This window comes from Moorena sp. SIO4A5, from assembly GCF_010672005.1.
Taxonomy (GTDB): domain Bacteria; phylum Cyanobacteriota; class Cyanobacteriia; order Cyanobacteriales; family Coleofasciculaceae; genus Moorena.
In genome coordinates this window covers 16,293-32,586 of sequence record NZ_JAAHHZ010000040.1, presented here as the reverse complement: position 1 = coordinate 32,586, position 16,294 = coordinate 16,293, and the positions used below count along the sequence as shown (strand labels likewise).

At 45.5% G+C, this 16,294-nt stretch carries 12 protein-coding genes; 6 read left to right on the top strand and 6 right to left on the bottom strand.

Translation table 11 applies throughout. The annotated features are described in order from the left end of the window. Positions 1-96 precede the first annotated feature (96 nt). Positions 97-2,103: a GspE/PulE family protein gene (locus tag F6K57_RS14455; RefSeq protein ID WP_293026955.1), complete on the bottom strand. Its 2,007-nt coding sequence runs from the start codon at positions 2,101-2,103 to the stop codon at positions 97-99. Between the two features lie 616 nt (positions 2,104-2,719). Here F6K57_RS14455 and grpE point away from each other — a divergent pair. From grpE to rsgA, 5 genes are all read left to right on the top strand, one after another. Beyond that, complete coding sequence (gene grpE / locus F6K57_RS14450) at positions 2,720-3,517, top strand: nucleotide exchange factor GrpE (RefSeq protein WP_293026958.1); 798 nt, start codon at positions 2,720-2,722, stop codon at positions 3,515-3,517. A gap of 149 nt (positions 3,518-3,666) precedes the next feature. Further along, positions 3,667-5,679, top strand: coding sequence for a molecular chaperone DnaK (gene dnaK, locus F6K57_RS14445; protein WP_293026962.1), 2,013 nt, complete (start codon positions 3,667-3,669; stop codon positions 5,677-5,679). A gap of 198 nt (positions 5,680-5,877) precedes the next feature. Continuing rightward, complete coding sequence (dnaJ, locus tag F6K57_RS14440) at positions 5,878-7,002, top strand: molecular chaperone DnaJ (RefSeq protein ID WP_293026965.1); 1,125 nt, start codon at positions 5,878-5,880, stop codon at positions 7,000-7,002. Beyond that, positions 6,999-7,274: a sulfurtransferase TusA family protein gene (locus tag F6K57_RS14435; protein WP_293068657.1), complete on the top strand. Its 276-nt coding sequence runs from the start codon at positions 6,999-7,001 to the stop codon at positions 7,272-7,274. The genes dnaJ and F6K57_RS14435 overlap by 4 nt, the downstream gene beginning before the upstream one ends. Further along, a complete protein-coding gene (gene rsgA / locus F6K57_RS14430; protein WP_293068654.1) occupies positions 7,267-8,397 on the top strand; it encodes a small ribosomal subunit biogenesis GTPase RsgA in 1,131 nt (376 codons plus the stop codon). The genes F6K57_RS14435 and rsgA overlap by 8 nt, the downstream gene beginning before the upstream one ends. A gap of 40 nt (positions 8,398-8,437) precedes the next feature. On the opposite strand, the gene pheT is transcribed toward rsgA, so the two are convergent. Together pheT and F6K57_RS14420 are read right to left on the bottom strand one after the other, a co-directional pair. Beyond that, a complete protein-coding gene (pheT, locus tag F6K57_RS14425) occupies positions 8,438-10,882 on the bottom strand; it encodes a phenylalanine--tRNA ligase subunit beta (RefSeq protein ID WP_293068651.1) in 2,445 nt (814 codons plus the stop codon). 162 nt (positions 10,883-11,044) lie between these two features. Beyond that, positions 11,045-11,185 carry a hypothetical protein gene (locus tag F6K57_RS14420; protein WP_293068648.1) on the bottom strand — a complete coding sequence of 47 codons (141 nt, stop codon included), beginning with the start codon at positions 11,183-11,185 and terminating at the stop codon, positions 11,045-11,047. A gap of 354 nt (positions 11,186-11,539) precedes the next feature. On the opposite strand from F6K57_RS14420, the gene F6K57_RS14415 reads away from it, so the two are divergent. Continuing rightward, entirely contained in the window at positions 11,540-13,138 is a 1,599-nt protein-coding gene (locus F6K57_RS14415) for a serine/threonine-protein kinase (RefSeq protein ID WP_075903418.1), read from the top strand. On the opposite strand, the gene F6K57_RS14410 is transcribed toward F6K57_RS14415, so the two are convergent. The 3 genes from F6K57_RS14410 to F6K57_RS14400 all read right to left on the bottom strand — a co-directional run bounded on the left by F6K57_RS14410 (position 13,081) and on the right by F6K57_RS14400 (position 15,470). Next, positions 13,081-13,314, bottom strand: coding sequence for a hypothetical protein (locus F6K57_RS14410; protein WP_293068645.1), 234 nt, complete (start codon positions 13,312-13,314; stop codon positions 13,081-13,083). The two genes, F6K57_RS14415 and F6K57_RS14410, sit on opposite strands and share 58 nt — an antisense overlap. A 347-nt stretch (positions 13,315-13,661) precedes the next feature. Beyond that, a complete protein-coding gene (locus tag F6K57_RS14405) occupies positions 13,662-15,038 on the bottom strand; it encodes a DUF4209 domain-containing protein (RefSeq protein WP_293068641.1) in 1,377 nt (458 codons plus the stop codon). A gap of 24 nt (positions 15,039-15,062) precedes the next feature. Then, on the bottom strand, positions 15,063-15,470 hold the full coding sequence (locus tag F6K57_RS14400; protein WP_293068638.1) for a hypothetical protein: 408 nt from the start codon (positions 15,468-15,470) through the stop codon (positions 15,063-15,065). Positions 15,471-16,294: the final 824 nt, after the last annotated feature.

Genomic DNA, 16,294 nt, shown 5'->3' with positions numbered 1-16,294 from the left:
AATGTTGTCTCCCTTAAAAACCTCAGTAGTCGTTAGTGATTAGTCATTAGTCAAAATAAAATAGCCAATTGTTCAAACAATATACTAATAACTAAATTAATTTTGAAAACGCGGTGTCATACAGTAAGGACAGTCTAGCCACTCCGGCTGTAATTGAGCTGAGCAAGTGACACAGGTTAGAGAACTCTTGCGCTTAGCTTTGAGTTCTGCCTCTAAGCCGGAATCAGTAAAGGTTACTCGTTCCACTTCTTCAAAGGTGGTGTAACCTTCCTTTACCAAATTCAAGCTATAGGCTAATATGGTGATCATCCCTTCCTCTACAGCAGCTTCCTTAATCTCCTCCGTGGGGGCACCTTCGTTGATTAAGGCTTGCAGGTTTTCAGAGATGCGCATAACTTCATAAACACCAACCCGTCCTTTGTAACCAATACCATTACAGGTTTTACAGAGTGTACCTTGTGCCCTAGCTTCAGCAATTTGCTCCGGTGTCAGGGTATTGGCGCGATAGATGGTAATCCCCCCTTCTCTAGAGGATGATAAACCATAGCGCGCTAGTTCCGCAGAACTTGGTTGGTAAGAAATGCGGCAATTGGAACAAACACGCCGCATCAATCGTTGAGCTAACACTCCCAGCAAGGCACCAGAAACCATGAAGGGTTCAACACCCATTTCATCTAAACGAGCGATCGCACCAGCCGCATCATTAGTGTGTAGAGTAGTCAATACTAAGTGACCAGTCAAAGCTGCTTCAATGGCGGTTTTAGCTGTTTCTTTGTCTCGGGTCTCACCCACCAGAATCACGTCCGGGTCTTGGCGCAGAAAAGCTCGTAGAATTGAGGCAAAATCCATGCCTTTTTCCCGGATAACTTGCACTTGGGTAATCCCAGGTAAGGAATACTCAATCGGGTCTTCTGCAGTACTGATATTCACGCCAGGGTCATTACGTTCTGCCAGAATTGAATACAAGGTTGTTGATTTCCCCGATCCCGTTGGACCCGTCACCAAGATTAATCCAAAGGGACGCTTAGCCATTTCCCTGACCAATTCTAAGGTGTCTGGGTCTGTGATCAACTTATCCAACCCCAACTGGGTGGATTCGTTATCTAGGATCCGCAGAACCACCTTTTCCCCATAACGACTGGGCAAGGTATTGACCCGAAAGTCAACTTTCCGCCCCTGGAACATACGCCGAATTTTACCGTCTTGGGGTAAGCGTCTTTCCGCAATGTCGAGATCTGCCATGATTTTGAAACGAGCCGCCACCGCTGTATGTATTCGCTGTGGTAAGGCATCAAAGGCTTGACGCAGTACACCATCTTTGCGATAGCGCACCCGCAACTGATCCTCTTGGGGTTCAATGTGAATGTCAGAAACCCCTTCTTGTAAAGCCTTAGCCAGGATTTTGTTAACCAGGTTGATGATTGGAGCTCCCCCGGCCTCATTCAAAGAAGAATCTAGGTCTGCTTCCGCTTCCTCTGGGGCATCCTGTAAACTCTCAAATGAGCCTAAATTCTCTAAATCCTCCTTTACATCTACGGATTTTTGTTGATCTAATTGCTTTTGCCGTGCCAACTGATCGTCAAGATACTGACTAATGATTTGCTGATAGTCTTCTTTAGTGATTACCATCCGTTGCCACTTGATTCCCTGAGGTCGTAGAATCCGATTCAAATCATCCTGGGCTTCTAGATCATCAGGAGAAACCATTGCCACCAAAACCGATGGCGGCTCAGTTTCATGCTTAGATATCGGGAGCAGGTGATAGCGACGGCAAATATCAATAGGAATCAGGGTTTCGATCAAGCCACCGACTTGCTGAGTAGAAATATCACTAATTTCGGGATCTAGAGACTCAACACCAAAAAGAACTTTCAGTTCAAACAACTGCTGTTTCTTGTATTGGCGGATCAAGTCCGGTGGTAACTGACGTCCGGTCATTGCTTCGATGACTTCCGTCAGGGGTCTTCCGGACTTGCGAGTTTCCAGCCAAGCTTCCTGCATCTGGTCAGCATTAACGTAACCAGCCTGAATCAGTTTATTGCCAAAGGGAGAAAAATCGTTACGGACTACTAGGGCGCGTCGTTGAGATGAGGAGTAAGTCATGACGGAATAGGAAGTCTCCTTACTTTACACAGTATTCCCAAAAGCCTTATGTTAAATAACATAGGAGTGGCAGCCACTCCCTTATTTTTACGTTTTAGTTAGATTGACGGACTCGGATAATTTGTCGTAGCTAAATATCACATTATACATCATAAAAACTCAGCAAACTCATTCGCTGTATAATTATTATCAACCCCTAATCCATCAAGGTGGTTCACAATCTCAGATGCTAGATTTTGATTAATGACTGATTTAGCCACAACATTCAACTATGCAACAAGACCAGCAAAAGTATGCAACAAGACCAGGCAACGGAAGTAGCGCCATCAAGGACAGTCCGTGGAAAAACCACAGTCGGTGGGCAAGTAAGGGTACAGGCCATAAGGATCTGATCGGCGACCCTGTCCTTGACCAGCATTTTTGCTGACGGAGGGCTTGGAAGACCAGACAGTTGAGGTAAGTAGTCTGAGGTCGCAACAACTCTCAATGAGCTTATAAACCCATGGTATAGTCGTTAGACTTAACTAGGTTAGTTTACAAAATTTGCTGGAAAATTGGTTGGCTAGTAAGAAATTATAGATAAACTAGCAGTCTATTGAATTGGGATGAGTGGAGCATGATTGACGAAGCAAAACAGTCAGATAACACTTCGCAGCAGACAAATGAAGAGTCCACCACGGTACTCGAAGATAATCTTCAGGCGGAAGCGGTAGCCGTAGCCTCTGACTCAGAGGTCAACCCAACAGCCGCACAACCAACTGAATCCCCTGCTGCTGAAGCATCTGAGTCAGGGCCCAACGACCAAGAAGCCCAGACCGAGGTAGCTCAAGCAGCAACAACCGATGAATCCCCTACCGAGGACGATTCCAAAATTATAGAAACCATCAAGCAGGAAAATGAGGCTCTGAAAGCTCAACTAGAAGAGCGAACTCAGCAATGTGACTCCTTTAAATCTCAATACATCCGGATTGCGGCAGATTTTGAGAACTTCCGCAAACGGTCAGCTAAAGAAAAAGAAGACTTGGAACATCAAGTTAAAGGAAACACCATCACGGAGTTATTGTCAGTAGTAGATAATTTTGAACGGGCGCGTACCCAAATTAAGCCTCAAAATGATGGGGAAATGTCGATTCACAAAAGCTATCAAGGTGTTTATAAACAGCTGGTAGACAGTCTCAAGCGCCTTGGGGTTGCTGCGATGCGACCAGAAGGGAAAGAGTTTGACCCCAATCTCCACGAAGCGGTTATGCGAGAACCAACGGATGAATATCCAGAAGGAGTGGTGATAGAACAGCTAATGCGGGGTTATTTCCTTGGGGAGCGGGTGCTACGTCACGCTATGGTGAAAGTAGCTGCTGCGGTAGAACCACAGGAAACCTCGGAAGCTCAGAAGTCTGCTGAGCCAGAAAATTAGCTGCCATTGATTGGTTAAGCTTCCTTTGGTGTCAGTCTGAGATCATCCTACCAAAAGGGACTTAGCACCAAGGGAAGTTCTATTATTTTGACCAACTCAACAAAAAATCAAAGTAAAATAACTTAACATAACCTTTAACCCGCAACCCTATGGGAAAAGTTATTGGCATCGACCTAGGCACAACCAATAGTTGTGTTGCTGTCTTAGAAGGAGGTAAACCCATAGTCATTTCGAGCTCGGAAGGTGGGCGAACCACACCGAGTATTGTCGGATTTGGCAAATCAGGGGAGCACCTAGTGGGTCAACTGGCCAAGCGTCAAGCAGTGACCAATGCGGAAAACAGTGTCTACAGTATCAAGCGCTTTATCGGACGTCGTTGGGATGAAACCGCTACAGAGCGTTCCCGTGTCCCCTATACCTGTGTTAAGGGTCGTGATGAGACCGTAGATGTCAAGATTCGGCGTCGAGATTACACCCCTCAGGAAATCTCGGCCATGATCTTACAAAAGCTCAAGGCTGATGCTGAAACCTTTCTTGGGGAACCAGTAACTCAAGCCGTGATCACAGTTCCTGCCTACTTTACCGATGCTCAACGACAAGCCACCAAGGATGGGGGTACCATTGCTGGCTTGGAAGTGTTGCGCATTATAAACGAACCGACTGCTGCTGCTCTTGCCTATGGCTTAGATAAGCTGGATCAAGACCAGCTGATCTTGGTGTTTGACTTGGGGGGTGGTACCTTTGATGTCTCAGTTCTGCAACTGGGGAATGGGGTCTTTGAAGTAAAGGCAACCTCTGGTAACAATCATTTGGGGGGAGATGACTTCGATAATGTGATTGTCCGCTGGATGGTGGAAAACTTTAAAGCCAAAGAGGGCATCAATCTCACCCAAGACAAAATGGCTCTTCAGCGTTTGCGAGAGGCAGCGGAAAAGGCAAAAATTGAACTGTCTAGCATGGTAGCCACCCCCATCAACTTGCCGTTCATTACTGCTGATGAAACAGGACCAAAACACTTAGAGATGGAGTTGTCCCGGGCTAAGTTTGAAGAACTATCCAGGGACATGATTAACGCAACTATAGAACCGGTAAAGCAGGCGCTCAAAGATAGTGACCTCAAGCCAGAGGAGATTGACCGGATTTTGCTGGTAGGGGGTTCGACCCGTATCCCGGCGGTGCAGGATGCTATTAAAAGGTTTTTTAATGGTAAGGCTACCGATCGTTCGGTTAACCCCGATGAAGCTGTGGCATTGGGAGCAGCAATTCAGGCTGGTGTTTTGGGCGGGGAAGTCGAAGATGTCCTGCTACTGGATGTTACTCCCCTGTCCCTGGGTATAGAAACCTTAGGGGAAGTGTTCACCAAAATTATCGAGCGCAATACTACTATCCCTACCAGTAAGTCCCAGGTATTTTCCACCGCTACCGATGGACAAACCTCCGTAGAAATCCATGTATTGCAGGGGGAGCGGGCAATGGCTAGAGATAACAAAAGCCTGGGAAAATTCCTGCTGACTGGTATTCCCCCAGCTCCCCGTGGTGTACCTCAAATTGAAGTCACCTTTGAAATCGATGTCAACGGCATTCTTAAAGTCGCTGCCACTGATCGAGGAACTGGGAAAGAGCAAAGTATTGTGATTACCAATACGGGGGGATTAAGTCCAGCGGAGGTGGAACGGATGCGCCGTGAGGCAGAAGACTATGCTGACCAAGACCGCCGTCGCATGGAATTGATCCAACTCAAAAACCAAGCCGATGGCTTACTATATAACTATGAATCTACCATCAAAGACCATGGGGAATTGATTAGCACTAACCTTCAGGCTCAAGGACTCAAGGAGCAAGCAGATCAACAAAAGCAGCACCTAGATACCATAATGACAAACCCCTCAATTGAGGTCGAGGAGGTGAAAGAAGCTATTGAAACTTTGCAGAAAACTGTCTTGGAAATTGGGGGTATCATTTACGCCAGTGCTAGCCTTGGGTCAGACCCGGAATTTATCACCTCTGACGAAACAGCTCAAGAGTCAAATTCCAACGACTCCACCCAAATAGCACCGGATGCTCTAGGAGAATTTGTGGTTGATTTTGAGGATGAGACCTTAGAGGTGGATGTTGACTACGAAGCAGTTGATTACGGCAACAGCTCCCTAAAAGATAGATAATTTCACTCGCTGCTTTGACTAGCTCAAGCCGACCTTGACATTATGGTCATATAAGCAGGTGGCAATCAGCTGATTTTTTTGATAGACAATGATATAGGATGCAGGTAATGCTGAAATGCGCTCATGGTGCTTTTGTCGCAATAACCTGAGGAATAACAATAGCCCCTACTATGTAAATGGAATACCGATCAGCGCTCTATGGCTGACTATTATGATCTGCTTGGTGTCTCTCGTGATGCCGACAAAGATGAAATTAAACGTGCTTACCGTCGCTTGGCACGGAAGTACCACCCAGATGTTAACAAAGAACCAGGAGCTGAAGAGCGCTTTAAGGAAATTAACCGGGCTTACGAAGTCCTATCAGAACCAGAAACACGAGCAAGATATGACCGTTTTGGGGAAGCTGGTGTTTCCTCAGCTGCGGGAGCAGGCTACTCAGATTTTGGGGATATGGGCTTTGCTGATATTTTTGAAAGCTTCTTCAGCGGCTTTGCTGGTGGTATGGGTCAGCAAACTGGTCGTCGGCGTAGTGGTCCGGTGCGTGGTGACGACCTCCGACTAGACTTGAAGCTGGCTTTCAAGGAAGCTATATTCGGTGGTGAAAAGGAAATCCGAATTCCTCACCTAGAAACCTGTAAAGTCTGTAACGGCACAGGGGCAAAGCCAGGAACTCGACCCCGCACTTGCCCAACCTGTAACGGTACAGGTCAAGTACGGCGTGCTACTCGTACCCCCTTTGGTAGTTTCACCCAAGTCTCAGTCTGTCCTACGTGTAACGGTGAAGGGCAAATCATTGAGGATAAGTGTGAAGCCTGTGGTGGTGCTGGTCGTAAACAAGAAACCAAAAAGCTGAAAATCACCATTCCAGCAGGAGTGGATAATGGTACCAGGCTACGGGTTTCTAAAGAAGGAGATGCTGGATTACGTGCTGGTCCACCAGGAGACCTATACGTTTATCTATTTGTAAACGAAGACAGCAAGTTTCAGCGGGATGGTATTAACATTCTGTCTGAAATGAAAATTAGCTATTTACAAGCCATATTAGGCTGTCTTATCGAAGCAGAGACAGTGGACGGTCCACAGGAATTAACTATTCCACCCGGTACCCAGCCCCATACGGTATTAACTTTAGACAATCACGGTGTCCCCAAATTGGGCAACCCAGTCAGTCGGGGCGATCACCTAATCACCATTTTGGTAGATATCCCCACTCGAATTACCGCTGACGAAAGGGAATTGCTAGAGAAGCTAGCGAATATTAAGGGAGAGCGCACTGGCAAAGGTGGTATAGAAGGATTCTTGGGAGGGTTGTTTGGCTCATGAGTAAACTAGCCTCCTCGCAGATGAGTTCATTACCTGATGATCAGCTGGATCTGCGCGGCACCCCTTGCCCGATTAACTTTGTTCGCACTAAACTCTATCTGGAGAAAATGGCTCCAGGTGCCCTATTAGAAGTGTGGCTCGACCCGGGAGAACCAATAGAACAGGTTCCTGATAGTCTGACTATGGAGGGTTACCCCATAGAGGGCGTTGAAGAACGCGATCGCTATTTTGCTCTGAAGGTGCGTCGTCCACACCAGCATCTTCATGATTGAATTAGAATACACTAATTCATCCAACTTGTCAACCCCTTGGCTGGGTACCGTGCTGGCGGTTCAGGCAAATTTCTATCAGGTGCGTTTAGATCAGTTGAAGGTTGACAAGTTGGAGGTTGTAGGTTGTGAAGATAACCTTCAAGCAAATAACCTACAACCTTCAAACCTCTTATGTACCCGTAGAGCCCGGTTAAAAAAAATTGGCCAGCAGGTGATGGTGGGAGACAGGGTTGTAGTAGATGAACCTGACTGGGCTGGTGGACGAGGGGTGATTGCCGAAGTGCTACCCCGCACAACCCAGCTCGACCGCCCACCAATCGCCAATGCTCAGCAAATTCTGGTGGTTTTTGCTCTGGAAGAACCGACCCTGGATGCTTATCAGCTGAGTCGGTTTTTGGTGAAGGCAGAATCTACTGGTTTCAAGGTATGTTTGTGTCTGAATAAACGTGATTTAGTAACACAACAGCAACAGCAGCATTGGCAACAGCGTCTGGAAGCATGGGGTTATCAGCCAGTCTTGATCAGTGTTCATAATGGTACTTGTTTAGCACAACTGACTGACCTGTTGAGTCAGACAATTAGCGTTATGGCTGGTCTTTCCGGTGTCGGTAAATCCAGTCTAATTAATTATCTGATTCCAGCAACAAGGGTGCGGGTGGCAGAAGTGACTGGTAAACTGGGTCGAGGACGCCACACCACTAGGCACGTGGAATTATTTGAGTTGCCTAGAGGTGGTTTTTTGGCAGATACCCCCGGATTCAATCAGCCTGACTTGACTTGTACTCCGGAGGATTTAATCCATTACTTTCCAGAAGCAAGAGAGCGTTTAGCCCAACACCGCTGTCAATTCAGTAATTGCCTACATCGGAATGAGCCAAACTGTGCTGTGCGAGGAGACTGGGAACGGTACCAGCATTATCTGGATTTTTTAGCAGAAGTGATTGCACGACAAGAGGCTTTGAACCAAAAAGCTGATATAGAATCCACTATGAAGTTAAAAATTAAAGCTTCTGGTCGGCGTCAATACGAACCCAAGCTAGAAACAAAAAAATACCGCCGTCGCTCCCGCCGTACTCAGCACCAGACCCTAGATGAACTGTTAGACGATATTAATGAAGGATGAAGTATGAATACTTCATCCTTCAACCGTTTAACTTCTCCGTTTAACTTCTAAGGCTAACCCCAAATTTTTCCTCTAGGGCTTCTCGCACTTTCTGATGCACTGGCTCGACTTCTGCATCAGTAAGAGTGCGATCGCTAGCACGGTAGATTAGCCGAAATGCCAAACTTCTCTGTGCCTCAGGAACAGACTCTCCTTTATATTCATCAAACAATTGCACTGACTCCAACAAATTCCCCGCAGCTTTCCGGGTTGAACGTTCGATTTCTGCCACAGAGACTTGTAGTGGGGCAAAGAACGCAATATCCCGGTCAATGGCTGGGTAGGTGGAATAGACTTGGAACCGGGGAGTAAGAATTTCATCGCGATCAAGAGCTTCTAGAATTAGATCCAAGTCCAAATCAAATACATAAACCTGATCGGGAAAACCTCTTTCTGAGCGTAGCTGGGGGTGCAACTGCCCAAATTTTCCTAATTTCTCACCTTGCAACCACAAGGATGCAGTGCGTCCTGGGTGAAGACGGGGATCGCTGTGGTCTGGTTGGTATTCTACTGTCAGACCGCAACGGGAAAACACTCTCTCTAGTACTCCCTTAGCCTCATACCAGGTCATGGGTTCGGAACGCCCTCCCGTGACCCAGTTACCTTGGGTGATATTTCCCCCTAAAATCCCGGCAATAGCATCAGCTTCTGCGAAACCCTCTTCTGCTCGCCAGAAGATCCGACCAATTTCAAAACCGTTGAGTACACCATTGCCTTGCTCGATATTGTACTGACAGGCATCAATAAGCCCTGATAGTAAATCCGTGCGTAGGGATGAGTATTCTGTAAACAGGGGATTATCGAGACGAATTTGGGTCTGTTCCTCTGGCTTTACCAAGGAATACTGGACTAATTCAGTCAACCCAACTGCACGGAATTGCGATCGCAGTTTTCGCTTTAAAAATTCCTCAGCAGAGAGATAACCTGGTTCAGTTTTGTCTGGTAAGCTATCACAGAAGTTGTCATAGCCGTAGAGACGGGCAATTTCCTCAATTAAATCAATTTCCCGCTCTAAATCCCGGTAGCGGTAGGGGGGTACAGTCACTTTCCATTGGGCAGAATCCTGGGATGCTATCGGTTGTAGTTGACATCCGAGGGCAGTCAGGATTCTTTCCACATCTTCTGGCAGGATTTCCCCAAGCTCCTCTCCCTGATGAACTGGTCCTAAAATCTGATTGACACGGTCAAGACGTAACTCAATGGAACGTGCCCAAGTAGAGGGGTCAGGGCGCTGGTCAGCAATACTCTGGGTTGTGGGGGTACCACCAGCTAACTCAGTAATTAATGCGATCGCTCTTTTACAAGCAATATCCAATTCTGCTTGATTGACACCACGCTCATAACGGGAAGATGATTCTGTCCGTATGCTTTGACTACGGGAAGAACGACGAACAGTCACTGGATCAAACAGTGCTGCTTCCAAAACAATACTTTGGGTGTTGTCGTTCACTTCTGTGGCTTCCCCACCCATAACCCCAGCCATCGCAACGGGTTGGTCGTTAGCTGTGATCAGTAACGCTTGTGGTTCCAGGGAACGGGTTTGACCATCAAGAGTAGTCAGGGATTCCCCACTGTTAGCAAAGCGGACACCAATGGTCAGGTTTTCGACCCCAGCAACAGCTTGCAAGCGTTCCCGGTCAAAGGCATGGAGAGGCTGACCCCATTCCAAGAGAATGTAATTAGTGACATCCACTACATTATTAATCGGTCGTACTCCAGCGGCTTCCAAGCGCTGTTGTAACCAATCCGGAGAAGGAGCAATCTTAACCCCTTCAATCACAGTGCCAATATAGGCGGGACAAGCTTTGGGTTCAGATACTTTCAAGGTCAAGGCATCGGATTTTTTTGGAATAGACACCTCAACAGTTTCTGGCAAGGTTAATGATGCCCCAGTTAAGGCCACTACTTCTCTGGCCACGCCCACCATACTTAGAGCATCCGCCCGATTAGCTGTAGAGGTAACATCAAGAATGGTATCGGTTAACCCCAGTAAAGGACGAGCATCACTGCCTAGGGGTATAGTTTCTCCCTCGAAAATATGAATGCCAGCGGATTCCTTGGCCAAGCCCACTTCTGCTAGGGAACAAATCATCCCTTCTGAGCGAACACCGCGCAGTTTTGAGGCGCGAATTTTCAAATCAATAGTTGGTAGGTAGGTTCCGATGGTGGCGACCGGCACGTAAATGTCTGGTCGGACATTGGACGCACCACAAACAATATTCAATGGGTCACTGCCACCAATATCCACTTGACAGACCCGAAGCTTATTTGCATTAGGGTGAGGCTCTACCTCCAGAACCTTGCCAATCACCACGCCATCGGCCAGGTTTCCCTGGTCTTCAATATCTTCTACCTCAAACCCAGCCATAGTTAGGGTTTGAGCTAGCTCTTCTGGTTTCAGAGTTACTTCTACTAGTTCTCGCAGCCAGTTTAACGATATACGCATGGACTCCTAAATTTTTTTGCTGAACTCTAATATAAGGTAATAAATAAGGTGCAAGTTGCCCGTTACTTCCACCGTAAGCATATGCGCTACGCGCACGCGTGCGCGTTCAGCAGTCAGCGGTCAGCCGTGAGCTTTAGGCTCACGCTGCTTGAGGTGCTTATTTTATTCAAAAGCTGTTCGCTTAGCGTGGCCAAAGACCAATGGCACCTCAAGTAGCGTGCGCATAAGCTGATAGCTGATAGCTGATAGCTGATAGCTGATAGCTGATAGCTGATAGCTGATAGCTGATAGCTTACCTTCCACGAAAACATTTTTCTATTGTGATGGGTCTAACCCCTTAACGCTTGACAAAAGTACACTATCTATGGTCAATGCTAAATAAACGCTCTAAAATATAGGTAGCTTCATATACGTTTTACTTTAATCACCCTTTACTTAACTCAAAATTGTCCTTTGTACCCTTAGGTGGATACAAAAAATAAGGTATCCTGGTTGAGGATCAGGTTTCACCGGAATAGTTGTCTAACTAAGGGGGTAGTAAGAGGCATTTTGCATAAAATAAAGAAAAGTAAAAGACTATAAATCATCTTTCCTGCTCAGGTGCTCCGAGCAAAAGTTTTAGTTCCAGTATGGGCAAAGGAACATCAGTAAGGCTGAATGAGCTACTGTCTAAATCCTACCTGCACTCAGGCAAAAAACCCAGAACACGCCGACTTTTGTCAGGCGTGCAGTTCTAAATTATTATTAGTTGACCGCTATCGTGTGATAAAACCACTCGGTCAAGGCGGATTTGGAGCAACTTTCTTAGCAACAGATCAATCCTTGCCCGGTAAGCCGACCCGTGTAATCAAACAACTCCGCCCAAGCGCCAAAGGCTCAGAGATTTCACCGATGGCAAGGGATCTGTTTGAGCGAGAAGCCCGAACCTTGGGAGAAATAGGGAATCATCCCCAATTCCCACAGTTATTCGATTACTTTCAAGACAATGAGCATTTTTATCTGGTTCAGGAATACATTAGCGGTTTGACACTGCAACAGCAAGTCAGACGGTCTGGTTCATTCTCGGAAGAGGGAGTTAAACAATTTTTAAGTGAAATTCTACCACTCCTGCAATATATTCATCAGAAAAACGTAATTCACCGGGACATTAAACCAGCGAATATAATTCGTCGTGACCAAGACCGCAAACTGGTACTGATTGATTTTGGGGCTGTGAAAAACAGCCAAACCAATCCCTCCAATTCCTCAGACACAGTATTGACCAACTATGCCATAGGAACTCCAGGCTTTGCCCCTCCTGAACAAATGGCATTGCGACCTGTAATTGCTAGCGATATCTATGCAGTGGGGGTTACTTGCCTTTATCTGTTGACGGGTAAATCTCCCAAAGACCTCGATTATAATCCTTCAACCGGAGAAATAGTCTGGCAGACTAATGTCAACGTTAGTGACCACTTTGCTAAGGTTTTAAGAAAAATGCTGGAGTCTTCTGTCCGTTATCGCTATCAGTGCTCAGAAGACATCCTGAGAGCTCTTGACCTAGAGCCATATCTGGAGAGTTTAAACAAAAGCTTAGTGTCGCAACGGATGGATGACGCTAATTCTCACTTCAACTCAGAGAATTTGGGTCCTGTGAATGGTTATTCATCCCCGTCGTCAGTTCAATCCCGAAGAATGGCAGAGCAAATTAGAGAATGGCGGGAGCGTCGGGGATTGAGCAATGGTCGAAGATCAGAACCTAAAAACGGTGGAGGTTTTACCAACAGGGATTCTACAGCTGTGAGCGGTAGTAGGAATAGCATTACAGGCAAGTCGAAGGGTAATGGCAAGTTGGAGGCGGAAACGTTATTAAAAGCTTACGGCTCTGGCAGAAGAGACTTTGCGGCTAAAGATTTGAGGGGACTTAACCTTAATAATGCCCAGTTATCTGGGATAATTTTCCGCCAGGGCAAACTGTTAAATATTAGTTTGAAGGGAGCGGATTTATCTAGTGCTAATTTTGGTGAAGCGAATCTCCATCAAGCCGACTTACGCAATGCCAATTTGGGTCGAGCTTACCTGAAAAAAGCTATTTTGGCAGGAGCAGACTTGCGTGGGGCAAATCTTAGTTATGCTCATCTCGAAAATGCTAATCTACGGGGAGCAAATTTGTGTGGAGCCAATCTTGCTAATGCTAAAATTACTAAGGAACAGTTGGCTCAAGCTAAGACTAATTGGACAACAGTACTTCCTACTGGGAAGCGGGGGTTTTGGTAATATAGCGAAGGGAGTAGGGAGTCGGAACCCACCCCTAACCCCTCCCAGGAGGGGAACGGGAATCGGGAGTCGGAACCCACCCCTAACCCCTCCCAGGAGGGGAACGGGAATCGGGAGTCGGAACCCACCCCTAACCCCTCCCAGGAGGGGAACGGGAATCGGGAGTCGGAACCCACCCCTAACCCCTCCCAGGAGGGGAACGGGAGTCGGGAGTCGGGAGTCGGGAGAAAGAGATGGGATTATTTTTTGGTGTTATGAGAAATCAGCAATTTTAATAATAAATTGTCTAGCTTACGGTCGGGTGCAGTGATTGGTTAAACTTTTTTGGTGGTTCAGTAGCGGTCATGAGTTATTTGAGTACATTTGTCATGGAAATTTGACATGCTCCCAACACACCCTACAAAATTAGCGATTGGCCGTAGGCCACGCTACGCGATGAAGCGTTCGCAAAGCGTGGCCAACGGCCTCAGCTTCCGCTAAAAGCGATTAGCCCGAAGGGCGTTGGCTAGCGATCGCACTAATCTTAGATTGCATCAGTACTTGTGTTTGATTGCTCAACTTGCTGCTGATGTATCAAGATAGGCAAGCAACAAAGCCTCAATGTAAGCCACCAGATATATGACATCAATGGACTCATAAACTCACCATCCCGAATCAAACCATGAGCCATACGATTTCTTAAGTTACTACCAGCATGTTCAACCAGTAAACATTTCAAGTCAAATAGCGTATTTTCATCAAAAATAGAGGTTATCTCTGGACGATAAAGAGTAGAGTTTAAATTATGTTCCTTCTGAATACCGTTGTCGTCCAACCCAGAAGTAATGATGCCTCTTTGCCACATGATATAACGGATAGAGTTTTCAATTTGGGGAATTAGGATGTGGGTAGATGTGAAAAAGTCTCCAGTAAGTCCAGCATACAGCCCCTTTGCAAACAGGTACTCACGCTCAGGGGGAATAAATGGACTATTGGAAACGATGAAGAGAATATCGTTAAGTCGCACACAATGCTCTAAATTAATCTGATATCTGGCAGGTTCAATATATGCTTGAGCTTGTAGCTTATAATAGTCAATGGCTTTCCGACACATATAAAAATTGGTTGCAGCCTCCGCTTTTTTAGGATTACTGGAGAAAACAGAATCTGGTTGATTAGCAACAGTTTTGCCCATTTCATTTATGATGACATTAGGGACAAGATGAGATCCTAAAGACTTATGAGCGTCCTGCTGTACTTCTTGTTTCAATTTAGAGACATTAGTTGGAACAGCTAAAACAGACAAAGCTAATAGTGCCTCTTTAAAGTCTTTGTCCCTAACCCAATTTCTGGCTTCCTCTACGACCTTGCTAATATCCATTTTATGAGAAATGGTCATCATCTCGTTGCGACTTTTTTCTTGGTACTGAAGAAGCAGCCTGTGAAGTTCCTCGGCTCTTGCTTTGGCATCCACAGTTTCTTCCTTTGTGCCTCGAATGCTTCTAAAGGCTTTAACAGCTTGTTCTAAAAAGTGTGAGGCGACCATGTAGCTTGGTGGAGTTCTTTTGGGAGCAGACTCGGCTTTCTTGACATAAGTCTCAGCGGCTGACATTGAAGCAGCACGCTCTTTGCTGTAGTCTTTATCCATACGATGCCATACTGCTTTAATACTCCAGAATCTTCTTGCTATTTCCCAATTAGAGCTTGATTCTGCTAAAGTTGCTGCTTTTTCAGCAAGGGCTGCATATTTGGCTGGTTCTCCACATTTATGTTCCTGCAATAGCTCCATTAATTGTATAGATGGCCACAAATAGTCTTCCCCTTCATAGCATTCAAGAACTGCTTCTATATGTTGAAAAACAACTTTTTTATTATTTTTAAATTGGCGTTCGAGCCGAAATGCTCGTTCTATTCTCTCCAAATAATGATGCCAATTCTTAGAGCTTTATAACGTAGTTGCTGATTCTAAGTAAGCGGTAATTGACAACTGAGCCATTGGATGGTCACGTCGTCTGACCCAAAGAATATCTGCTACTCGCGCTTTAAGTTCATGATCTGATATTTCAGGTGCGATTTCAGCAAGAAAATTTAGCTGCTCTTCTGTAAGATTTTTAAACCTATCAGCAAACAACTTTTCGTTGCATTCTGGATTAATTGGAGCGTTAGTCACGACTGCCAGAATTTCAAAAACAGCTTGTTCTCTAAAATTTCCTGATTCTTGCGCCTCTTGGACTTTTTTCCAAAAAGCACGCCCATAGGTGCGACAATCCTTCCGTTCGCTGCTGTTCACTATATCTTGCCAGCAAGTGTTAGTGAAATCATTTTTTGTAAGAGGTTGGTTCAATTCTGACATAGTGCTAATTCATTCTTTTTTTTATAATTTGCCAAATTTTTCTTAAATTAGCTTAAGCATAAATACTTAAAAATAAAGTTTAAAGGACGATCCCACAAGTCACTTAAGCCATCGAATTAGTAATTATTATACTAAAAATATTTGATAATACTATATCAGTATGATAAGGTTTACCTTATAGAGCTATTGATTAAGTTTAAACTAAAAATCATAATTTATTTGCTATTTACCATAACTTCAGTTTTCGATAACATCTCTACAAAAATCTTGAATATTCTCTCTATCATGCTGCTCTTTATAGTTGACTAATATTTCATAGATTATTTGCTCAGTAGTTTTCCTACCCTGAGGAGGTATCAAGTCGCTCATTGTTGTTATGATTTGCTGACTAGATTACCGAGAACACAAGGATTAGGGCTGGTGTGAAATTTTTTGCGATTAGCCCGAAGGGCTACGCTACGCGAACGCATATAGCCTAATCCAGGATATATTCTTTTTTTGAAAGTTATGTTACTATTCTAGTAGGTTAGGTGTTAAGCCCTAATCAGTGATTCTGCGGGAAGTTTACTGAAAGTGGTTGGTTTATCTGGTTTAATTGCCTTAACAGCCACAAAAGCTTCAGATTTTTCAGTCTGTTGATAAAGACTCCAGAAGCAATAATCGAGCTAAGAGTCATTGAAGTATCAAACAACAGTATCGAGTCATAGATATTGACGTAGAGTCTAAAGGTGGTGCGTTACGGGGCGGGCTCTCCAAACACTGGTGACTGTGAAAATGAGGGCAAGCCCGCCCCTAATGCACCCTACATGCGGGTGCATGTCAGT